Source organism: Micromonospora sp. NPDC049151 (assembly GCF_040648395.1).
Taxonomy (GTDB): domain Bacteria; phylum Actinomycetota; class Actinomycetes; order Mycobacteriales; family Micromonosporaceae; genus Micromonospora.
This window is the reverse complement of the sequence record NZ_JBEZDP010000006.1, coordinates 170141-185829: the sequence shown is the minus strand read 5'-3', so window position 1 is coordinate 185829 and position 15689 is coordinate 170141. Positions and strand designations below refer to the sequence as shown.

Annotated in this window: 13 protein-coding genes; 8 read left to right on the top strand and 5 right to left on the bottom strand. The window is 73.3% G+C overall.

Going from position 1 to position 15689, the window contains the following annotated elements:
• Window positions 1–320 precede the first annotated feature (320 nt).
• On the top strand, window positions 321–1733 hold the full coding sequence (locus AB0B20_RS09990) for an NAD(P)-binding domain-containing protein (RefSeq protein ID WP_357380663.1): 1413 nt from the start codon (window positions 321–323) through the stop codon (window positions 1731–1733).
• Window positions 1730–2554 carry an alpha/beta fold hydrolase gene (locus tag AB0B20_RS09985; RefSeq protein WP_357469639.1) on the top strand — a complete coding sequence of 275 codons (825 nt, stop codon included), beginning with the start codon at window positions 1730–1732 and terminating at the stop codon, window positions 2552–2554. Before AB0B20_RS09990 ends, AB0B20_RS09985 begins: the two co-directional genes overlap by 4 nt.
• 14 nt (window positions 2555–2568) lie before the next feature.
• On the opposite strand, the gene AB0B20_RS09980 is transcribed toward AB0B20_RS09985, so the two are convergent.
• The 3 genes from AB0B20_RS09980 to AB0B20_RS09970 form a co-directional block, all read right to left on the bottom strand.
• Window positions 2569–3987, bottom strand: a complete 1419-nt coding sequence (locus tag AB0B20_RS09980) for a trehalose-6-phosphate synthase (protein WP_357380667.1) — start codon at window positions 3985–3987, stop codon at window positions 2569–2571.
• Between the two features lie 175 nt (window positions 3988–4162).
• Window positions 4163–5002 carry a DUF308 domain-containing protein gene (locus AB0B20_RS09975; RefSeq protein ID WP_357380669.1) on the bottom strand — a complete coding sequence of 280 codons (840 nt, stop codon included), beginning with the start codon at window positions 5000–5002 and terminating at the stop codon, window positions 4163–4165.
• Window positions 5003–5340: 338 nt separating this feature from the next.
• Complete coding sequence (locus AB0B20_RS09970) at window positions 5341–8808, bottom strand: adenylate/guanylate cyclase domain-containing protein (RefSeq protein WP_357469736.1); 3468 nt, start codon at window positions 8806–8808, stop codon at window positions 5341–5343.
• A gap of 193 nt (window positions 8809–9001) precedes the next feature.
• Between AB0B20_RS09970 and AB0B20_RS09965 the strand changes: the two genes are divergently transcribed.
• Entirely contained in the window at window positions 9002–9190 is a 189-nt protein-coding gene (locus AB0B20_RS09965) for a hypothetical protein (protein ID WP_357469636.1), read from the top strand.
• Between the two features lie 64 nt (window positions 9191–9254).
• On the opposite strand, the gene AB0B20_RS09960 is transcribed toward AB0B20_RS09965, so the two are convergent.
• Entirely contained in the window at window positions 9255–9947 is a 693-nt protein-coding gene (locus AB0B20_RS09960; protein WP_013287664.1) for a Crp/Fnr family transcriptional regulator, read from the bottom strand.
• Between the two features lie 246 nt (window positions 9948–10193).
• Here AB0B20_RS09960 and AB0B20_RS09955 point away from each other — a divergent pair, with 246 nt between their 5' ends.
• From AB0B20_RS09955 to proC, 4 genes are all read left to right on the top strand, one after another.
• Window positions 10194–10697, top strand: a complete 504-nt coding sequence (locus AB0B20_RS09955; RefSeq protein WP_091420952.1) for a polyadenylate-specific 3'-exoribonuclease AS — start codon at window positions 10194–10196, stop codon at window positions 10695–10697.
• A 59-nt stretch (window positions 10698–10756) separates the two neighbouring features.
• Window positions 10757–11260, top strand: coding sequence for a pyridoxamine 5'-phosphate oxidase family protein (locus AB0B20_RS09950; RefSeq protein ID WP_357380676.1), 504 nt, complete (start codon window positions 10757–10759; stop codon window positions 11258–11260).
• A gap of 178 nt (window positions 11261–11438) precedes the next feature.
• Entirely contained in the window at window positions 11439–12467 is a 1029-nt protein-coding gene (locus AB0B20_RS09945; RefSeq protein ID WP_073831551.1) for a 6-phosphofructokinase, read from the top strand.
• A 77-nt stretch (window positions 12468–12544) separates the two neighbouring features.
• A complete protein-coding gene (proC, locus tag AB0B20_RS09940; RefSeq protein WP_357380678.1) occupies window positions 12545–13363 on the top strand; it encodes a pyrroline-5-carboxylate reductase in 819 nt (272 codons plus the stop codon).
• A gap of 3 nt (window positions 13364–13366) precedes the next feature.
• Here proC and AB0B20_RS09935 read toward each other — a convergent pair whose 3' ends face one another.
• The gene (locus AB0B20_RS09935; RefSeq protein ID WP_357469633.1) at window positions 13367–14089 is read right to left on the bottom strand and encodes a YoaK family protein; all 723 of its coding nucleotides are present in this window, start codon (window positions 14087–14089) and stop codon (window positions 13367–13369) included.
• Between the two features lie 138 nt (window positions 14090–14227).
• On the opposite strand from AB0B20_RS09935, the gene AB0B20_RS09930 reads away from it, so the two are divergent.
• Window positions 14228–15655, top strand: a complete 1428-nt coding sequence (locus tag AB0B20_RS09930) for a sugar porter family MFS transporter (RefSeq protein ID WP_357469630.1) — start codon at window positions 14228–14230, stop codon at window positions 15653–15655.
• Window positions 15656–15689: the final 34 nt, after the last annotated feature.

Below are 15689 nucleotides of genomic sequence, written 5' to 3'. Positions count from 1 at the left end.
GTTACGCACAGTCAGGTGATCGGCTGCCGGAAGGCGTACCGCTTCGCCGCCTTTGCTCTGCCGCCACATACGCACCAGCTACCCGCCGTGACCGGCGGGTCGCGTCCGGCCAGACGGCCGCGAGGCATCAGCGCAGCTAAAGACGGTGCTGCGTCAGTGGCGGCAGAGCAAAGGGCCGACGAGTGTACGCCTTCGGCGCGGCCGGTCCACTCACGCTCGGTCACCGGCTCTGCGGTGACGCTCTGTCAACGGCACCGGGCGGGCGGGCGGTGCCGAATCGGTGGCTGGACAACGGCGGGCATTCTCGGCAGGATTTCGCGGTGTCCTCCTCCACCGACCCCGACCCCGGCCGTCCCGATCCGGACCGGACGGTCGCACCGAGCCGTGACGAGCGCCCGGTCTCCGACCGGGGCGAAACGGTCTGCGTCATCGGCGCCGGCGCCAGCGGTCTGACCGCCGTCAAGAACCTGCGCGAGGCCGGCTTCGGCGTGGACTGCTACGAGCGGGAGACGGGTGTCGGCGGCGCCTGGAACTGGCGGCACGACCGCAGTCCGGTGTACGCCAGCACGCACCTGATCTCGTCCCGGCCGTTCACCCAGTTCCCCGACTTCCCGATGCCCGACGACTGGCCGGACTACCCGCACCACAGTCAGCTGCTGTCCTATTTCGAGCGGTACGCCGACCACTTCGACCTGCGCCAGCACATCTGGTTCGGCACCGAGGTGGTCCGCGTCGAGCCGGTCGAGGGGGACCGCTGGGACGTGACCACGCGCAGCACCGGCGGCTACGGCCCCGAGCGCACCTCCCGGTACGCCGCCGTGGTGCTCGCCAACGGCCACAACTGGTCGCCGAAGCTGCCTCGCTACGAAGGGCTTGAGGAGTTCCGCGGCGAGGTCATGCACGCCTCGTCCTACAAGGACCCGGCTCAGTTGCGCGGCAAGCGGGTGCTCGTGGTCGGCGCCGGCAACACCGGCTGCGACATCGCGGTGGAGGCCGCCCAGCAGGCGTCGCAGTGCTGGCACTCCACCAGACGTGGCTACTGGTACGCCCCGAAGTACGTCCTCGGCCGCCCCGCCGACCAGGTCAACGACACGCTGCTGGCGTTGCGGGTGCCGCTGCGGGTGCGGCAGTGGCTCTACCACTGGACGCTGCGGCTGACCGTCGGCGACCTGACCCGGTTCGGCATGCCCAAGCCGGACCACCGGGTCTACGAGACGCACCCGATCGCCAACAGCCAGCTCGTCTACTACGTCGGCCACGGCGAGGTCACCCCGGTGCCGGACGTGGCCCGGTTCGACGACCGCGCGGTGGAGCTGACCGACGGCCGGCGCATCGACCCGGAGCTTGTCGTCTTCGCCACCGGCTACCTGCCGCGCTTCGAGTTCCTCAAGGGCCGGGTGCTCGGCGACGAGGACGGCTCCGGGCGGCCTCGGCTGTGGCTCAACGCGTTCACCGCCGGTCATCCCACGCTCGCCGTGGTCGGCCTGGTGCAGCCGGACTCCGGCATCTTCGCGATCTCGCACTGGCAGAGCGTGCTGTTCGCCCGGCTGCTCACGCTGCGCGCCACCCGGCCGGAGCGGGCCGCCGCGTTCGACGGCAGGGTCCGGGCCGGTCTCGGTGAGCGGTACTCGGCGAAGGTCAAGGACAGCACCCGGCACTGGTTCGAGGTCGGGCACGCCGACTACCTGCGCGCGCTCCAGCGGGCGCTGCACGAGCTGGAGGGCTCCAAATGACGACCGAGCGGGTGCGGGTGGTCCGGTCGTGGGAGTGGGCCCGCCCGGAGCGGCCCGCCCGCCGCGAGGTGCTCGCCGCCGTACCGGACCGGGAGGAGGCGAAGCCGCCGCTGCTGTTCGTGCCCGGGTTCGGGCACGGCGCGTGGGCGTTCGCCGAGCACTGGCTGGGGCATGCCGCCGGTCGCGGCTTCCCGGCGTACGCGCTGAGCCTGCGCGGGCACGGCGGCAGCGAGCCGGCGCCGGAGGCGACGCTGCGCTCGTACACCCATGATGTGACGCAGGTGGCGGCGAGCCTGCCGCGGCAGACGGTGCTGGTGGGGCACGGCGCAGGCGCCCGGGTCGTGGCGCACGCGCTGGCCCGCTACCCGGCGCGGGCCGCGGTGCTGGTGGCGCCGGTGCTCGGCGGCTGGGCGACGTTCGGTACGGCGTTGCGGCGCAACCCGGTCGGCACGGTGCCGGCGGTGTTCGGCGCCGGGCTGCGGCTCAACCGGCGGCAGTTGTTCAGCCCGGAGCTGCCGGACGCCGACGCGCGGCGGCACCTGGCCCGGCTGGGCCGCGCCGGGCGGCGGGCGCAGTGGCAGCTGCTGACCGGCCGGTCACCGGAGCCCGCGGTGGGCCGGCCACCGGTGCTGGTGCTCGGCAGCCCGGACGACCGGGTGCTGCCGGCGACGGCGCTGACCAAGGCGGCCCGGCGGTACGCCTCGGCGCCGCTGCTGTTCCCCGGCATGGGCCACGACCTGATGCTCGACGCCCGCTGGCGGGAGCCGATCGACGCCATCCTGGACTGGCTGGAGAAGGACCCGGCGCCCACCAGCGGGTGAGCGCCGGGCGCCGGTCACCTGGTGGCGGGGCGGCGGCCGACGAGCGTTCCGCTCTCCTCCAGCGCGCTGAGGTAGGACGCCGCCCAGGCGTGGATGTCGTTGTGGGCCAGGTGTTCGCGCATCGCGCGCATCCGGGCCGTCACGTCCTCCGGACCGGCGCGCAACGCGGCCAGCAACCCCTGCTTGAGGCCGTCGAGGTCGTGCGGGTTGACCAGGTACGCCTGCTCCAGCTCGGCGGCGGCGCCGGCGAACTCGCTCAGCAGCAGCGCGCCGGTGCCGTCGACCCTGGCCGCCACGTACTCCTTCGCGACCAGGTTCATGCCGTCGCGCAGCGGCGTCACCGCCATCACGTCCGCGACCCGGTAGAGCGCCACCAGCTCGGCACGGTCGAACGGCTGGGTGAGGTAGTGGATCGCCGGCTCGCCGACCCGGCCGAACTCGCCGTTGATCCGGCCGACCTGGTGCTCCACCCGGTCGCGCAGGATCTGGTACTGCGCCACCCGGTCGCGGCTGGGCACCGCCACCTGGACCAGCACCGTGTCGCGGACCTTGATGTCGCCGTTGGCGAGCAGCTCGCGGTACGCCTTGAGGCGCTGCTCGATGCCCTTCGTGTAGTCCATCCGGTCGACGCTGAGGATCACCTGCTCCGGCTGGCCGAGGTCCTGCCGGAGCCGGCGGGCCCGCTCGGCGACCTCGGGACGTGACGCGAGCGCGGACATCTCGGCGGTGTCGATGGCGACCGGGAAGGCGCCCACGCGCACCACCCGGCCGTCCACGCCGATCCGCCGGTCGGTGGCGGGCAGGCCGAGCACCTTGGTGGCGAGCTGGGCGAAGTTGTGCGCGGCCTGGGCCCGCTGGAAGCCGACCAGGTCGGCGCCGAGCATGCCGCGGAGCAACTCGGCCCGGCGGGGCAACTGCATGAACAGTTCCGGCGGCGGGAACGGCACGTGCAGGAAGAACCCGATCCGCAGGTCGGGGCGCAGCTCGCGGAGCAGGCCGGGCACCAGTTGGAGGTGGTAGTCCTGCACCCAGACCAGACCGCCCGGCTCGGCCACCCGGGCCGCCGCCTCGGCGAAGCGCTGGTTGACCCGCTGGTACGCCTCCCACCAGCGGCGGTGGTACTCCGGCTGTTCGACGGCGTCGTGGTAGAGCGGCCAGAGGGTGGCGTTGGCGAAGCCCTCGTAGTGGTCGCGGAAGTCCTCGGCGCTCAGCGGCACCGTGTGCATCCGGACGCCGTCCACGTCCGGCAGTTCGGGTGCGGGGCCGGTGCCGCCGGCCCAGCCCACCCAGGTCGCGGGCGTGTGCCGCAGCAGCGGGTGCAGGGCACTCACCAGGCCGCCGGGGCTGCGGCGCCACTCGAAGGCGCCGTCGGGCGCCACGCTGTCGTCGATGGGGAGGCGGTTGGCCACCACCACGAGGGGGCTCTGTCGCATCTCGGGCAATCCGCTCAGCAGGGGACCGGCGACCCGGAAGGAGACGCAAGCCGGACAGCCGGTGCGGGACGTGACGTTCAGCCTATTCCTACTGACTGTAAGTTACACGCTTGTTACGCCCCGGCCCAGGGCCCGCGGCGTCCCGGCATCCGGGCAGCGCCCGGCGACGCGGCGGTCAGACGACCGCGCCGTCGTCCGGGTCGTGGTCGTCCCGGTCGCCCGGACGCAGCCGCCAGATCAGCATCACGAAACCGGCCAGGATGCCGGTGAAGCCGAGCAGCGTCACCACCTGCGGGTCGACCAGCGACACCACGGTGGGGGAGAGGAACAGCAGGAAGCCGAGCACGATGCAGGCCACGCCGAGCACCGCGTACTTGGAGAAGCGGGGCAGCGGGGGCGGCGGGGGCGGGGTGTAGTGCTCCTCGTCCGACGCCTCGTCGGGCAGGTTCGCGCCGAACGTGTCCAGGCCGTCGAGCAGCGAGGGCTCGTCGTGCCGGTCCCGGCTGAGCGAGACGCCGGAGACGTCGGCCGCGTACGGCAGCCGGCGTACGTCGGTGGCGGTCGGGCCGGCGGGCTCCTCGGCCCGGCCACCGGCGACGGTGCCCGGCGCGGGCGGGTCGTCCACGTCCTCCGCGGCGGGCCAGGGGTGGCTGCCGGCGCTCGGCGCGGTGTGGAAACCGGCGACGATCTTCGCCCACTCGGCCTCGATGTCCGGCTCGTCGGCGCGCGGCGCGTCACCCCCGCCCTCGTCGGCGAGCTGGGTGAGGTAGTCGCGGGCGGTGGTCAGGTGCGACCTGTCGACGTAGAGCCGGTCGACCGGGCGGGCCGGGACGGTGGTGGTGCGGGTCACCGGATTCAGGTCGGCCGAGGGCTGGAGGTAGGCCGCGATGCCACCGGCGGCGAGCACGTCGAGCAGGTGCTCGCCGACGCGTGGATCGACGTCGCCCGCGACCGCGTACTCGGCCGCGTCGAGCCCGTTGTCCCGTCGTCCCCGACGGGGCCCGCCCCCTGACAACGGACACCCCCTTCGCCGATCCCTGCCCGTGCCCTGAATCGTGACACGTCGGCACCCGGTTCCGGGAGTGCGTTGTGGCGTGCCGCTCGTCGTTCGTGCTCTCTTCCCGGTGTCCCGCCGGCACCGACGGCGCTCCGGGGCCGTGCGGCGACCCGTCCGCCGCCACCGACACGGGACGGAGGCCGGTGCTGTACTGGCCAGCAGCCACCTCTTTTCCTCGGATGCCCTCCTCACTCCGCTGATCGTCAAGCGAAAAGTCACATTCATCGCCAAAGCCGAATACTTCCCCGGTAAGGGGACTCAAGGGTCCGCTCACCGGTCCCTCAGGTCGCCCCGGCTCAGGTCGCCCCGGCGATCCGCAGCAGGCCCGCTGCGGCGTGCCGGCCGGCGAACGCGCGTACCCGGTCCAGCGTCGCCGCGCCGGCTGGCGGATCCGCCTCGGTCAGCGGCACGACAGCCAGCGCGGACGCGATCATCTGGTCGGTCACGTCGGTCATCTCCGCGTACCCCTCGGCCGCTGTGGTGAGCAGCCGGCCCGCCCGCGCGGCGTCGCCGTCGTCCCGGGCCAGGGCCGCCTCGGCCGACCGCCCGGCCGAGCGCGCCCAGCGGGTGGTGCGCGGCGACCTCGCCAGCAGGTCGCGCACCAGCACCGCGGCGTCGCCGCCGAGCAGCGCGGCGACGTGGCCGATCGCCGGCACCCACTCGGCGAACGGGATCATCCGGGTCTGCCGCCAGTCCTCGTCCAGCTCGGTCAGCAGCGCCATCGCCTCCTCCCGGCGGCCCTGCACCGCGCGGCAGAGCGCGGCGTGCGCCAGCGTGGAGCGCAGCACCCGCTGGAAGCCGCTGCGCCGTGCCGCGACGAGTGCCTGGTCCACCAGGTCCTCGCCGGTGCCCGGACCGGCCGGGTCGTCGCTGAGCGCCCGGATCCAGCCGGACACGGCCACGATGTGCATGTCCCACTCGTCGGTCGGGCGCCGCGTCGACCCCTCGGCCATCCGCAGCGCCGCCGTCCAGTCCCCGCTGTAGTACGACCGGGCCCACTGGTCGCTGAAGTTCACCGTCAGGGCGTGCTCGCCGGCGAGGTCCAGTGACCGCTGCTCGTCGACAAGCCGGGCCGAGCCGGCCAGGTCACCCTCCTCCTGCAGCACCCAGGCCAGGTTCTGCACCGCGCGGCTACGGCCGGTCAGCCGCTCCACCCGGCACTCCTCGGTCACCTCGGCCAGCTCGGCGTACGCCTCCTCGGCGCCGGCCTGGTAACGGACCACGGCGAGCGTGATGCGCGCGTTCGCCCGGGCCTCCCGCATCCCCAGCCGCTCGGCCAGCTCGGCCGCGGTGCGGGCGGCGATGCACGCCGGCTCGGTCTCCGCGTCGAGCATGTGCGCCCGGGCCAGCTCCAGCAGCACGCCCACCTTGTCCTCGCTGTCCGGCAGCGTGGCGTGCAGCCTGATGGCCCGGTCCAGGCAGCGCATCAGCTCCGAGCGGTCGGCCCGGGCGAAGGCCGCCGTGGCCAGCAGCCGCCACGCCTTCGCCGCGCCCTGCCGGTCACCGGTGTCGGCCAGCCGGCCGGCCAGGTCGGTGAGCAGCGCCGTCCCGCCGCCGTCGAGGAAGCCGTCCCGGTCCCGGTAGAACGCCAGCTCGGCCCGGAACAGCTCCAGTGCCGGGTCCGGACCGCACTCCACGCTCAGCGCGCGGTCCACCAGCGTCGCCGCGGTCTCCAGCGCGTGCAGCTCGTACGCCCGGCGCGCGGCCCGGTGCAGCGCGGACCGGGTCGCGCCGGCGTGCGCGGTCTGGTCCAGCCCGACGGTGCGGGCGATCTCGTGCGCCGTCCATCTGTGGTTGGCCAGCACCTCGGCCCGGTCGTGCTGCCGGCCGTCGGCGAGCTGCTCCAGCCAGTCGGCGGTGCGCTGGTGCCGGCCGACCCGCTCGGCCCGGGGCAGCCGCTGATAGCAGACGTCCCGGACCAGCACGTGCCGGAACCGGTACTCCGCCTGGTCGGGCATCGTCGAGACGGGCAGCTCGTAGACGAGGTCACGGCGCTGGAGGCGATGCAACGCGCGCTCGACCCACTCCACCGGGCGGCCGAGCGCCAGCGCCACCGGCGCCGCCCAGAACTGCACGCCGACCACCGAGGCGGCCTGGAGCACCGCGCGGTCGGCCGGGTCGAGCAGGTCCAGCCGGTTGGCGATGACCGCCTGCACGGTACGCGGCATCCCGGCGCCCCCGGACGGGTCGACGAGCGTGAGCGGGGCCGTCCGCTCCGCCAGCCCGCCGTCGAGCAGCATCCGCGCGTACTCCTGGGCGTAGAGCGGGTTGCCGTCGGCGAACTCGATCAGCGGTGCCCGTGCGTCCTGCGGCAGCGTGGCCTGGCCGAGCAGCAGCGAGTAGAGCGTGTCGATGTCCCCGTCGTGCATCGGCGGCACCGAGATGGACATCGCCCCGCTGATCGTGCCGGTCCAGGCGGGGTGCCGCTCGCGCAGCTCCGGGCGGGCGGTCGCGACGACGAGCAGCGGCACGTTGCGGGCCGCCGCGCCGAGCTGCTCGACGAAGGACAGCATCGCCTCGTCGGCCCAGTGCATGTCCTCGAAGACGAGCACTGTGGGGCCGGTCGTGGCCAGCGTGAGCAGGAAGCGCCGCCACGCCGCCTCGGTCTCGGCCGAGGTGAGCCGTTCGCCGGAGACGCCGACGAGCGGGCCCAGCGCCTCGGCCAGCCGTACCGCGTGCGGGTCGGCGAGGCGGCCCAGCCGCTCGCGCAGCCGTTCCCGGACGGTGGCCGGGTCGTCGACGCCGGTCAGCCCGGCCCAGCCCCGGACGATGTCGGCCAGCGCCGCGTAGGTGACGTTCTCGCCGAACGGCGGGCACTGGCCGGTCAGCCAGGTGACGTGCGTGCCGGGCAGGCTGGCGGCGTGCCGGGCCAGCTCGCGCAGCAGCCGGCTCTTGCCCACCCCGGCCGGGCCGAAGACGGTGAGCAGCTGCGAGGTGCGCTCGGTCAGCGTGCGGTGCAACGCGCTGACCAGCAGACCGCGCTCGTGGTCGCGGTCGACCATCGGGGTCAGCTCGGCGGTCTGCCCGTCGCGCCGGGGCCGGGCCCGCACGGCCAGCCAGATCCGGCTCACCGTGGACCGGCCGCGCAACGTCACCGGCGGCTGGTCGTCGTACTCCATCTCGCGCCGGGTGGCCGCCCAGGTGCTCTCGTCGACCACCACGCCGCCGACCGGGGCCAGCCCCTGCAACCGGCTGGCGGTGTTCACCACGTCGCCGGTGACGAACGCCTGGCCGCCGTCGCGGGCCGCGGCCAGGTCGACCAGGGCCTCGCCGGTGGCGATGCCGACGCGGAACCCGAGTGGCGGATGCGGTCCGGCCGGCTGCTTGGCCAGGCTGCGTTGCAGCTCCAGCCCGGCGCGGACGCAACGCAGCGCGTCGTTGTCGGTGGCCACCGGCGCGCCGAACAACGCCATGACGGCGTCGCCGATGTACTTCTCCACCACGCCGCCGTACTGGTGCACCAGCCGGCGCACGGTGGAGAAGTAGGCCTGTTGCAGGCCGCGGGCCTGCTCCGGGTCGGCCCGCTCGGCGTACGTGGTGAAGTCGACGATGTCGATGAAGAGCACGCTGACCTGACGGCGGTCCTCCTGCACCGCGACGGTGTGGTCGCGCAGCGGCTGCCCGCAGTTGGTGCAGAAGTTGGCGCCGGTGTCGTTGGCGTGCCCACAGCCCGGGCAGGCCGCCGCGAGCGGGCGCCCGCACCCGCCGCAGAAGCGGTCGTCCGGCCCGGCGGTCCGGGCGCAGTGTCCACAGGTGAGGTCGATGTCCGGCTCCGTACGCGTGAGGTCCCCAGTGTCCCGCGCGGCCGCGCAGTCGGGTACCCGACGGGTCGGCGGGACGTCACGGCTGTTCGGCCGGGTCTAGTCTCCCCTAGCAGGAAGTCCTTTCGACAGGGAGTTTGCCGTGCACGTCCGGCTGTCCACCTCATGGACCGATCCACGGGGGACGGTGTGGGCCGTGGGCGACACTGTCGACGTGGACGCCGTCACGCTCGCCGAACTGGAGGAAAAAGGCATGGTGGAGCAGCCCGCCGGTAGCGGATCGACCGAGACCACGACCACCACGACCACGCCGCCGAAGAAGACCGACCCGTCGAAGATCGGCCCCGGGCCCACCGCGCCCCCGGCCGACACCGACAACGACTGACCGGGGCGTACGACGAACGCGGCGGGGGCCGGCGGGACGACCGCCGGCCCCCGCCGTCGTCGTGTCAGCGGTCGTTCATGCCGGCCCGGCGGCGCAGCGCGGCCACGTCGGTGACCACGATGCGGCGTCCCTCGGTACGCAGCCAGCCCCGGCTGGCGAACGAGCCGATGGCCTGGTTGACGCTCTGCCGGGAACCGCCGGCCATCTCGGCGAGCTGGCTCTGGTTCAGCTCGATCGTGATCATCGGGGCCTGGCTCTCACCGGCCAGCCGGACCAGCGTCTTCGCGACCCGGCCGGGCAGGTCGAGGAAGACGTGGTCGGCGTTCTGCTCGGTGAGCCGGCGGATCAACTGGCCCAGCGAGCGCATCACCGCGTCCAGGATGCGCGGGTTGGAGTGCACGAGCTCCATGAACGCGGGCCGGGACAGCGCCAGCGCGGCGCAGTCCTCGATCGCCTCGGCCGACGCCGAGCGGGTGGAGGCGTCCAACAGGGACACCTCGCCGAGCACGTCCGGCGGTCGGATCACCGACAGCACCGCGCGCTCACCGGTGGGGGCGGTGCGGAACACCGCCACCGCGCCGCGGCGCAGCACGATCAACGACTCGCCGGGGTCGTTCTCGACGAAGAGCAGTTGGCCCTTGCGGTAGGTGCGCGGTACGGCCGCGGCGATGACACGCTGCCGCACCTCCGGCTCAAGCCCGGCGAACATCTCCACACCCGTGAGCGCGTCACCCGGCTCCGGCAGGCGAGACTCCACGGCTCAACCCCTCCCCGGTCAGAAGTCACGACTCGCACACCGGGTGAAGCTCTCAGTCCCGGTACGAAGCAGCTCAACCGGTTCGGCGCCCGACGGCGGTACACATCAGATCATGACGCTCCCGTCGCGTGCTGTACACCCCCGGAAACACTTCCGTGACCATGCCCGGTCGCCGCCGGCACGCCGCCGACCTCGGCGGACGCCCCGGCGAGCGGTCCGCGCGGCCGATGGGCGAGGATGGGTGCGATGGTCTACCGCTATTTCTACGACTGCGAATTCATCGAGGACGGCCGCATCGTCGACCTGGTGTCGATCGGCGTCGTCGACGAGTACGGCCGCGAGTTCTACGCGGTCTCCACCGAGTTCGACGACTCCCGGGCGGTGCCCTGGGTGCGGCGCAACGTGCTGGACAAGCTCCCCTCGCCGGCCGACCGGGCCTGGCGCTCCCGCGAGCGCATCCGTGACGACCTGCACGAGTTCCTGCTGGAGCCGGTGCGGGACCGGCCGGGTGAGCAGCTGGAGCTGTGGGCCTGGTACGCCGCGTACGACCACGTCGTGCTGGCCCAGCTCTGGGGCGCGATGCCGGCTCTGCCCCGGGAGATCCCCCGCTTCACCAAGGAGCTGCGTCAGCTCTGGGACGACCGGGGACGTCCCCGGCTGCCGGACGCCGAGGCCGACCGGCACGACGCGCTCGTCGACGCGCGGCACAACCTGGCGCGGTGGCGGGCGATGACCGCGCGGGAGGTTTGACCGGTTCCGCCCAGGGCACCGGAGCGGCAGCTACGCCGATCCGAGGACAGGAGTGCCCCATGAGCAAAGAGCCGACAAACGCCGCGGACGCCCGTCGCCGGGTCACCGAGCTGATCCGGGACGCCCGGATCTGCCTGCTCACCACCACCGGCGTGGACGGGCGTCTGGTCAGCCGCCCGATGGGGTTGCAGGAGGCGGAGTTCGACGGCGACCTGTGGTTCTTCGCGTACGCCGACTCGGCGAAGGTGCGGCAGATCCGGGTGAACCCGCAGGTGAACGTCGGTTTCTCCGACCAGCGGCACCATGCCTGGGTCTCCGTGGCCGGCACCGCCACGGAGGAGTGGGACGCCGAGCGGGCGAAGAAGCTGTGGAACCCGCTGCTGAAGGCGTGGTTCCCGGACGGGCTGGACACGCCCGGGATCACGTTGATCAAGGTGCACGCCGGGTCGGCGGAGTACTGGGACTCGCCCGGCAGCGCCGTGGTGAATCTGCTCGGCTTCGCCAAGGCGGCGGTGACCGGCAAGCCGCCGAAGTCGGGGGAGAACCACGAGGTCAGCTACTGACGGGTAGCCCGTCCGCCGTCCGGAACGGCCCGGGGTGCGGTGTCGGCGTACACCTGTGCCGACTACAGTGCGCAGTGACGGCCCGCCCCGGGCCGGCAACGGCGCCGATGGTCTGATCTGACACATATCCTGGGGCTTATCCGGGCTTCACCTGATGCTCCAGGAGGATGAGCAGATCATGCGTATCGGCGTGCTCACCGGCGGCGGCGACTGCCCAGGTCTCAACGCGGTGATTCGGGCGGTGGTCCGCAAGGGCGTCGCCACCTATGGTCACGAGTTCGTGGGCTTCCGGGACGGCTGGAAGGGCCCGCTCGAAGGCCTGACCAAGCCGCTCGGCATCCCCGAGGTGCGCGGCATCCTGCCCCGCGGCGGCACCATCCTCGGCTCGTCCCGCACCAACCCGTTCAAGATCGAGAACGGCGTGGAGCGGATCAAGGAGAACCTGGCCGCGCAGGGCGTGGACGCGCTGATCGCGATCGGCGGCGAGGACACCCTCGGCGTCGCCACCAAGCTGCACGAGCTGGGCGTCCACGTCATCGGCGTGCCCAAGACGATCGACAACGACCTGGGCGCCACCGACTACACGTTCGGCTTCGACACCGCCGTCAACATCGCCATGGAGGCGATCGACCGGCTGCACACCACAGCGGAGAGCCACCACCGCACGCTCGTGGTCGAGGTCATGGGCCGGCACGCCGGCTGGATCGCCCTGCACGCCGGCCTCGCCGGTGGCGCCAACGTGATCCTGCTGCCGGAGCGGCAGTTCGACGTCGAGCAGGTGGCCGGCTACGTCGAGAAGCGCTTCCAGCACCAGTACGCCCCGATCGTCGTGGTCGCCGAGGGCGCCCAGCCGCTGGACGGCCAGATGGTGCTGCACAACCAGGAGCTGGACGCGTTCGGTCACGTCCGTCTCGGCGGCATCGGCCAGTGGCTGGCCGAGCAGCTGGAGGCCAAGACCGGCAAGGAGGCCCGCACCGTGGTGCTCGGCCACATCCAGCGCGGTGGCACCCCGACCGCGTTCGACCGGGTGCTCGCGACCCGGCTCGGCCTCCAGGCGATCGACGCCGTGCACGAGGGCGACTGGGGCAAGATGGTCGCGATGCAGAGCACGGACATCGTCCGCGTCCCGCTCGCCGACGCCACCCGCGAACTGAAGACCGTGCCGCTGGAGCGGTACGCCGAGGCCGAGGTCTTCTTCGGTAGCTGATCGACGGCACACGGCGTGGCGGGCCGTCGACCGGCCCGCCACGCCGTGCCCACGTGACCCGGGAAGGGGTACGGCTGATGGCAGGTCAGGTGCATACGGTCGCGGTGATCGGCGCGGGCAAGATCGGCGAGCTGATGCTCTCCGGGCTGCTGCGTTCCGGCTGGCCGGTGGAGCGGCTGCTCGCCACCGCGCGGCGGCCGGCCCGGGCGCGGGAACTGACCGAGCGCTACGGCGTACGGGTGGTGGACAACCTGACCGCGGTGGCCGAGGCCGAGGTGCTGGCGGTGTCGGTCAAGCCGCAGGACGCCGCCGCGCTGCTGGACGAGATCGGCCCGAAGGTGCCGGCCGACAAGCTGGTCATCTCGCTCTGCGCCGGCCTGCCGACCGCCTTCTTCAACCGCCGGCTGCCCGAGGGCACCCCGGTGGTCCGGGTCATGACCAACACCCCGGCGCTCGTCGACCAGGCGATCAGCGCGATCTCGGCGGGCGCGTACGCCAGCGGCGAGCACCTGGCGCTGGCGGAGGGGATGTTCTCCCCGCTCGGGGCGACGGTACGGGTGCCCGAGTCGCAGCAGGACGCGGTGACCGCGCTCTCCGGCTCCGGCCCGGCCTACTTCTACCTGCTGGTCGAGGCCATGATCGACGCCGGCATCCTGCTCGGCCTGCCGCGCCAGGTGGCGCACGAGTTGATCGTGCAGACCGCCATCGGCTCGGCGGTGATGCTGCGCGACTCCGGCGAGCACCCGGTGAAGCTGCGTGAGGCGGTCACCTCGCCCGCCGGCACCACCATCTCCGCGATCCGTGAGCTGGAGAACCACGGCGTACGCGCGGCGATGCTGGCGGCGCTGGAGGCGGCCCGGGACCGGGCCCGGGAGATCGCCGCCCAGGCCGACTGACGCTCAGCCGGGCGGCGACGCCGGCCGCGGGTGCCGGCGGAGCAGCGGGATCAGCACGGCCAGGGCGATCAGCCCCCACAGCGGCACCCAGCGGGGCCGGTGCTGGGCCAGCGTGCCGATCGCGCCGCCGGCGCTGTAGCTGACCAGGGCGAGCAGCCCGAGCAGGGTGCCGCGCCGGGCCCGTCCCCGGCCGGCGGTGGGGCCGAACAGCCAGCGGGCGGCCCGCTCACCGGTCTTCGTCGTGGTGTCCGACTGGTAGGTGATCGGCGTCGCGATGCCCGCGGTACGCGTCGCCACCGTGGTCAGGCTGCCCATGGCGACCGCTCCGGCGGCGGCGAGCAGCACCCGTGCGGCCGTCCCGTGCCGGCCGTACGCGAGGGCCAGGTTGAGCACCGTCCAGACGGCCATTGCGGCTTCGGTGACCGCGATGTCGACGAGTGGGGCCGCGGTCGGCCGCGTGCGGCGGCGCAGCAGGTTGACCAGCCCGGCGGTGGTGGCGAACGCGACGATGGACGCGGCCGAGACCGGCCAGGTGGGATGCGCGCCGGCCGGTCCCATGCCGAAGAAGATGGCGTTGCCGGACTGGTTGGCGACGAACGCGCCGTACCGCAGGAACGCGAAGGCGTCCAGCGCGCCGGCGGTGACGACGGCGAGCACCAGCGCGGCGATCGGGTGGCGGAACTCGCGGTAGGAGTCCGCGGAGCCGTACGGCGCCGACCGGTTCACCCTTCCCCCGTCCGTGTGCAGGAGCCACCCCGGCGGCGTCCGGCCGTTTCACTGTCGGACCGCAGCGGCGAACCTACTATATGTCGCATATGTGGGTCTTCGGCCGTTTCGTTGGCGGTCGCCGGCGGACGGGGTGAGATGGCGGCGAGCGGACGCGCGGCCGGCCGGCCGTCCCGTCGCAACCTCGTGGCGATCCTGTCGATCGTCGTCCTCTCCGGCGCCTTCTTCGGCTACGACCAAGGCGTCATCAGCGGCGCGCTGCACGACATCCGCCGCACGTTCGACGTGGGCACCTTCGAGGTGGAGGAGGCGGCGAGCTGGGTGACTGTGGGCGCGCTGGCCGGCGCGCTCGCCGGTGGTCACCTCGCCGACCGGGCCGGCCGGCGGGGCGCGCTGTGGGTCGCCGGCGGCGCGTACGTCGTCGCCGCGATCGTGCAGGCGGCGGCGCCGACCATCGGCGCGCTGCTCGGCGCGCGGGTGCTCCTCGGGGTGGGCATCGGCGTGGCCTCGGTCGCCGGGCCGATGTTCGCGGCCGAGGCGGCGCCGGAACGGGTCCGCGGTGGCCTGCTCGGGGTCTACCAGTTCTCCATCACCTTCGCGATCTTCATCGGCTACCTGGCGGACGAGCTCTTCACCGGCGGCGACTCGTGGCGGTACCTGCTCGGCGCGGCGGTCGTGCTGGGCGTGGCGCTGATCCTGGTGACTGTGGTGGTGCCGGACTCGGCGGTCTGGTACCTCAAGCGGGGCGACCGCCGTCGCGCCCGCGAGTCGTTGTGCCGCACCGTCCCCGAGCAGCGGGTGGAGCAGCGCCTCGGCGAGATCGAGAAGAGCCTGCACGGCCGCACGGCGAGCTGGCGGGAACTGCTGTCCCCGCAGTGGCGGCGTCCGCTGGCGCTGGGTGTGGGGCTGGCGCTGTTCCAGCAGGCGACCGGGATCAACGGCATCATCTACTACGCCGACTCGATCTTCGCGGCGGCGGGGTTCCGTACCCCGCAGGCGCAGCTCTCCGCGACCACCTGGGCGGTCGGCGCGGTGGACGCCGCGTTCGCGCTGGTCGCGGTCGGCCTGCTCGACCGCGTCGGCCGCCGGCCGCTGCTGCTGGTCGGCCTGGCCGGGATGGCGGTCTCGCTCGCCGTGGTCAGCGTCAGCTTCCTGGGTGCCGGTGCCGGTGCCGGTGCCGGGCGCGGCGAGGGCCGGGTCACCACCGCGGGCCTGTTCCTGCTGGTCGGCGTGATCTTCTTCGTCGCGTTCTACGCCGTGTCGATCGGCCCGGCCGCCTGGACCGTGATCAACGAGATCTATCCCGGTCCGATCCGCGGCCGGTGCGTGGCGATCGCCACCGCCACCCACTGGGGCACCGAGTACCTGATCACGCAGTTCTTCCTGAGCCTGCTGGACGCGCTCGGCCGGTCGGGCGTGTTCGCGCTCTTCGCCGGGCTGTGCGTGCTCGGTTTCCTGTTCGTGCGGCGCTACCTGCCGGAGACCAGGGGCCGGACGCTGGAGCAGATCCAGCAGATGTGGGTCGCCGACTACGACCGGCGCGAGCGGGCGCACACCAACCCCTGAAATCTCCCTGAACGGGCTTCGAACCGGCCAAAGC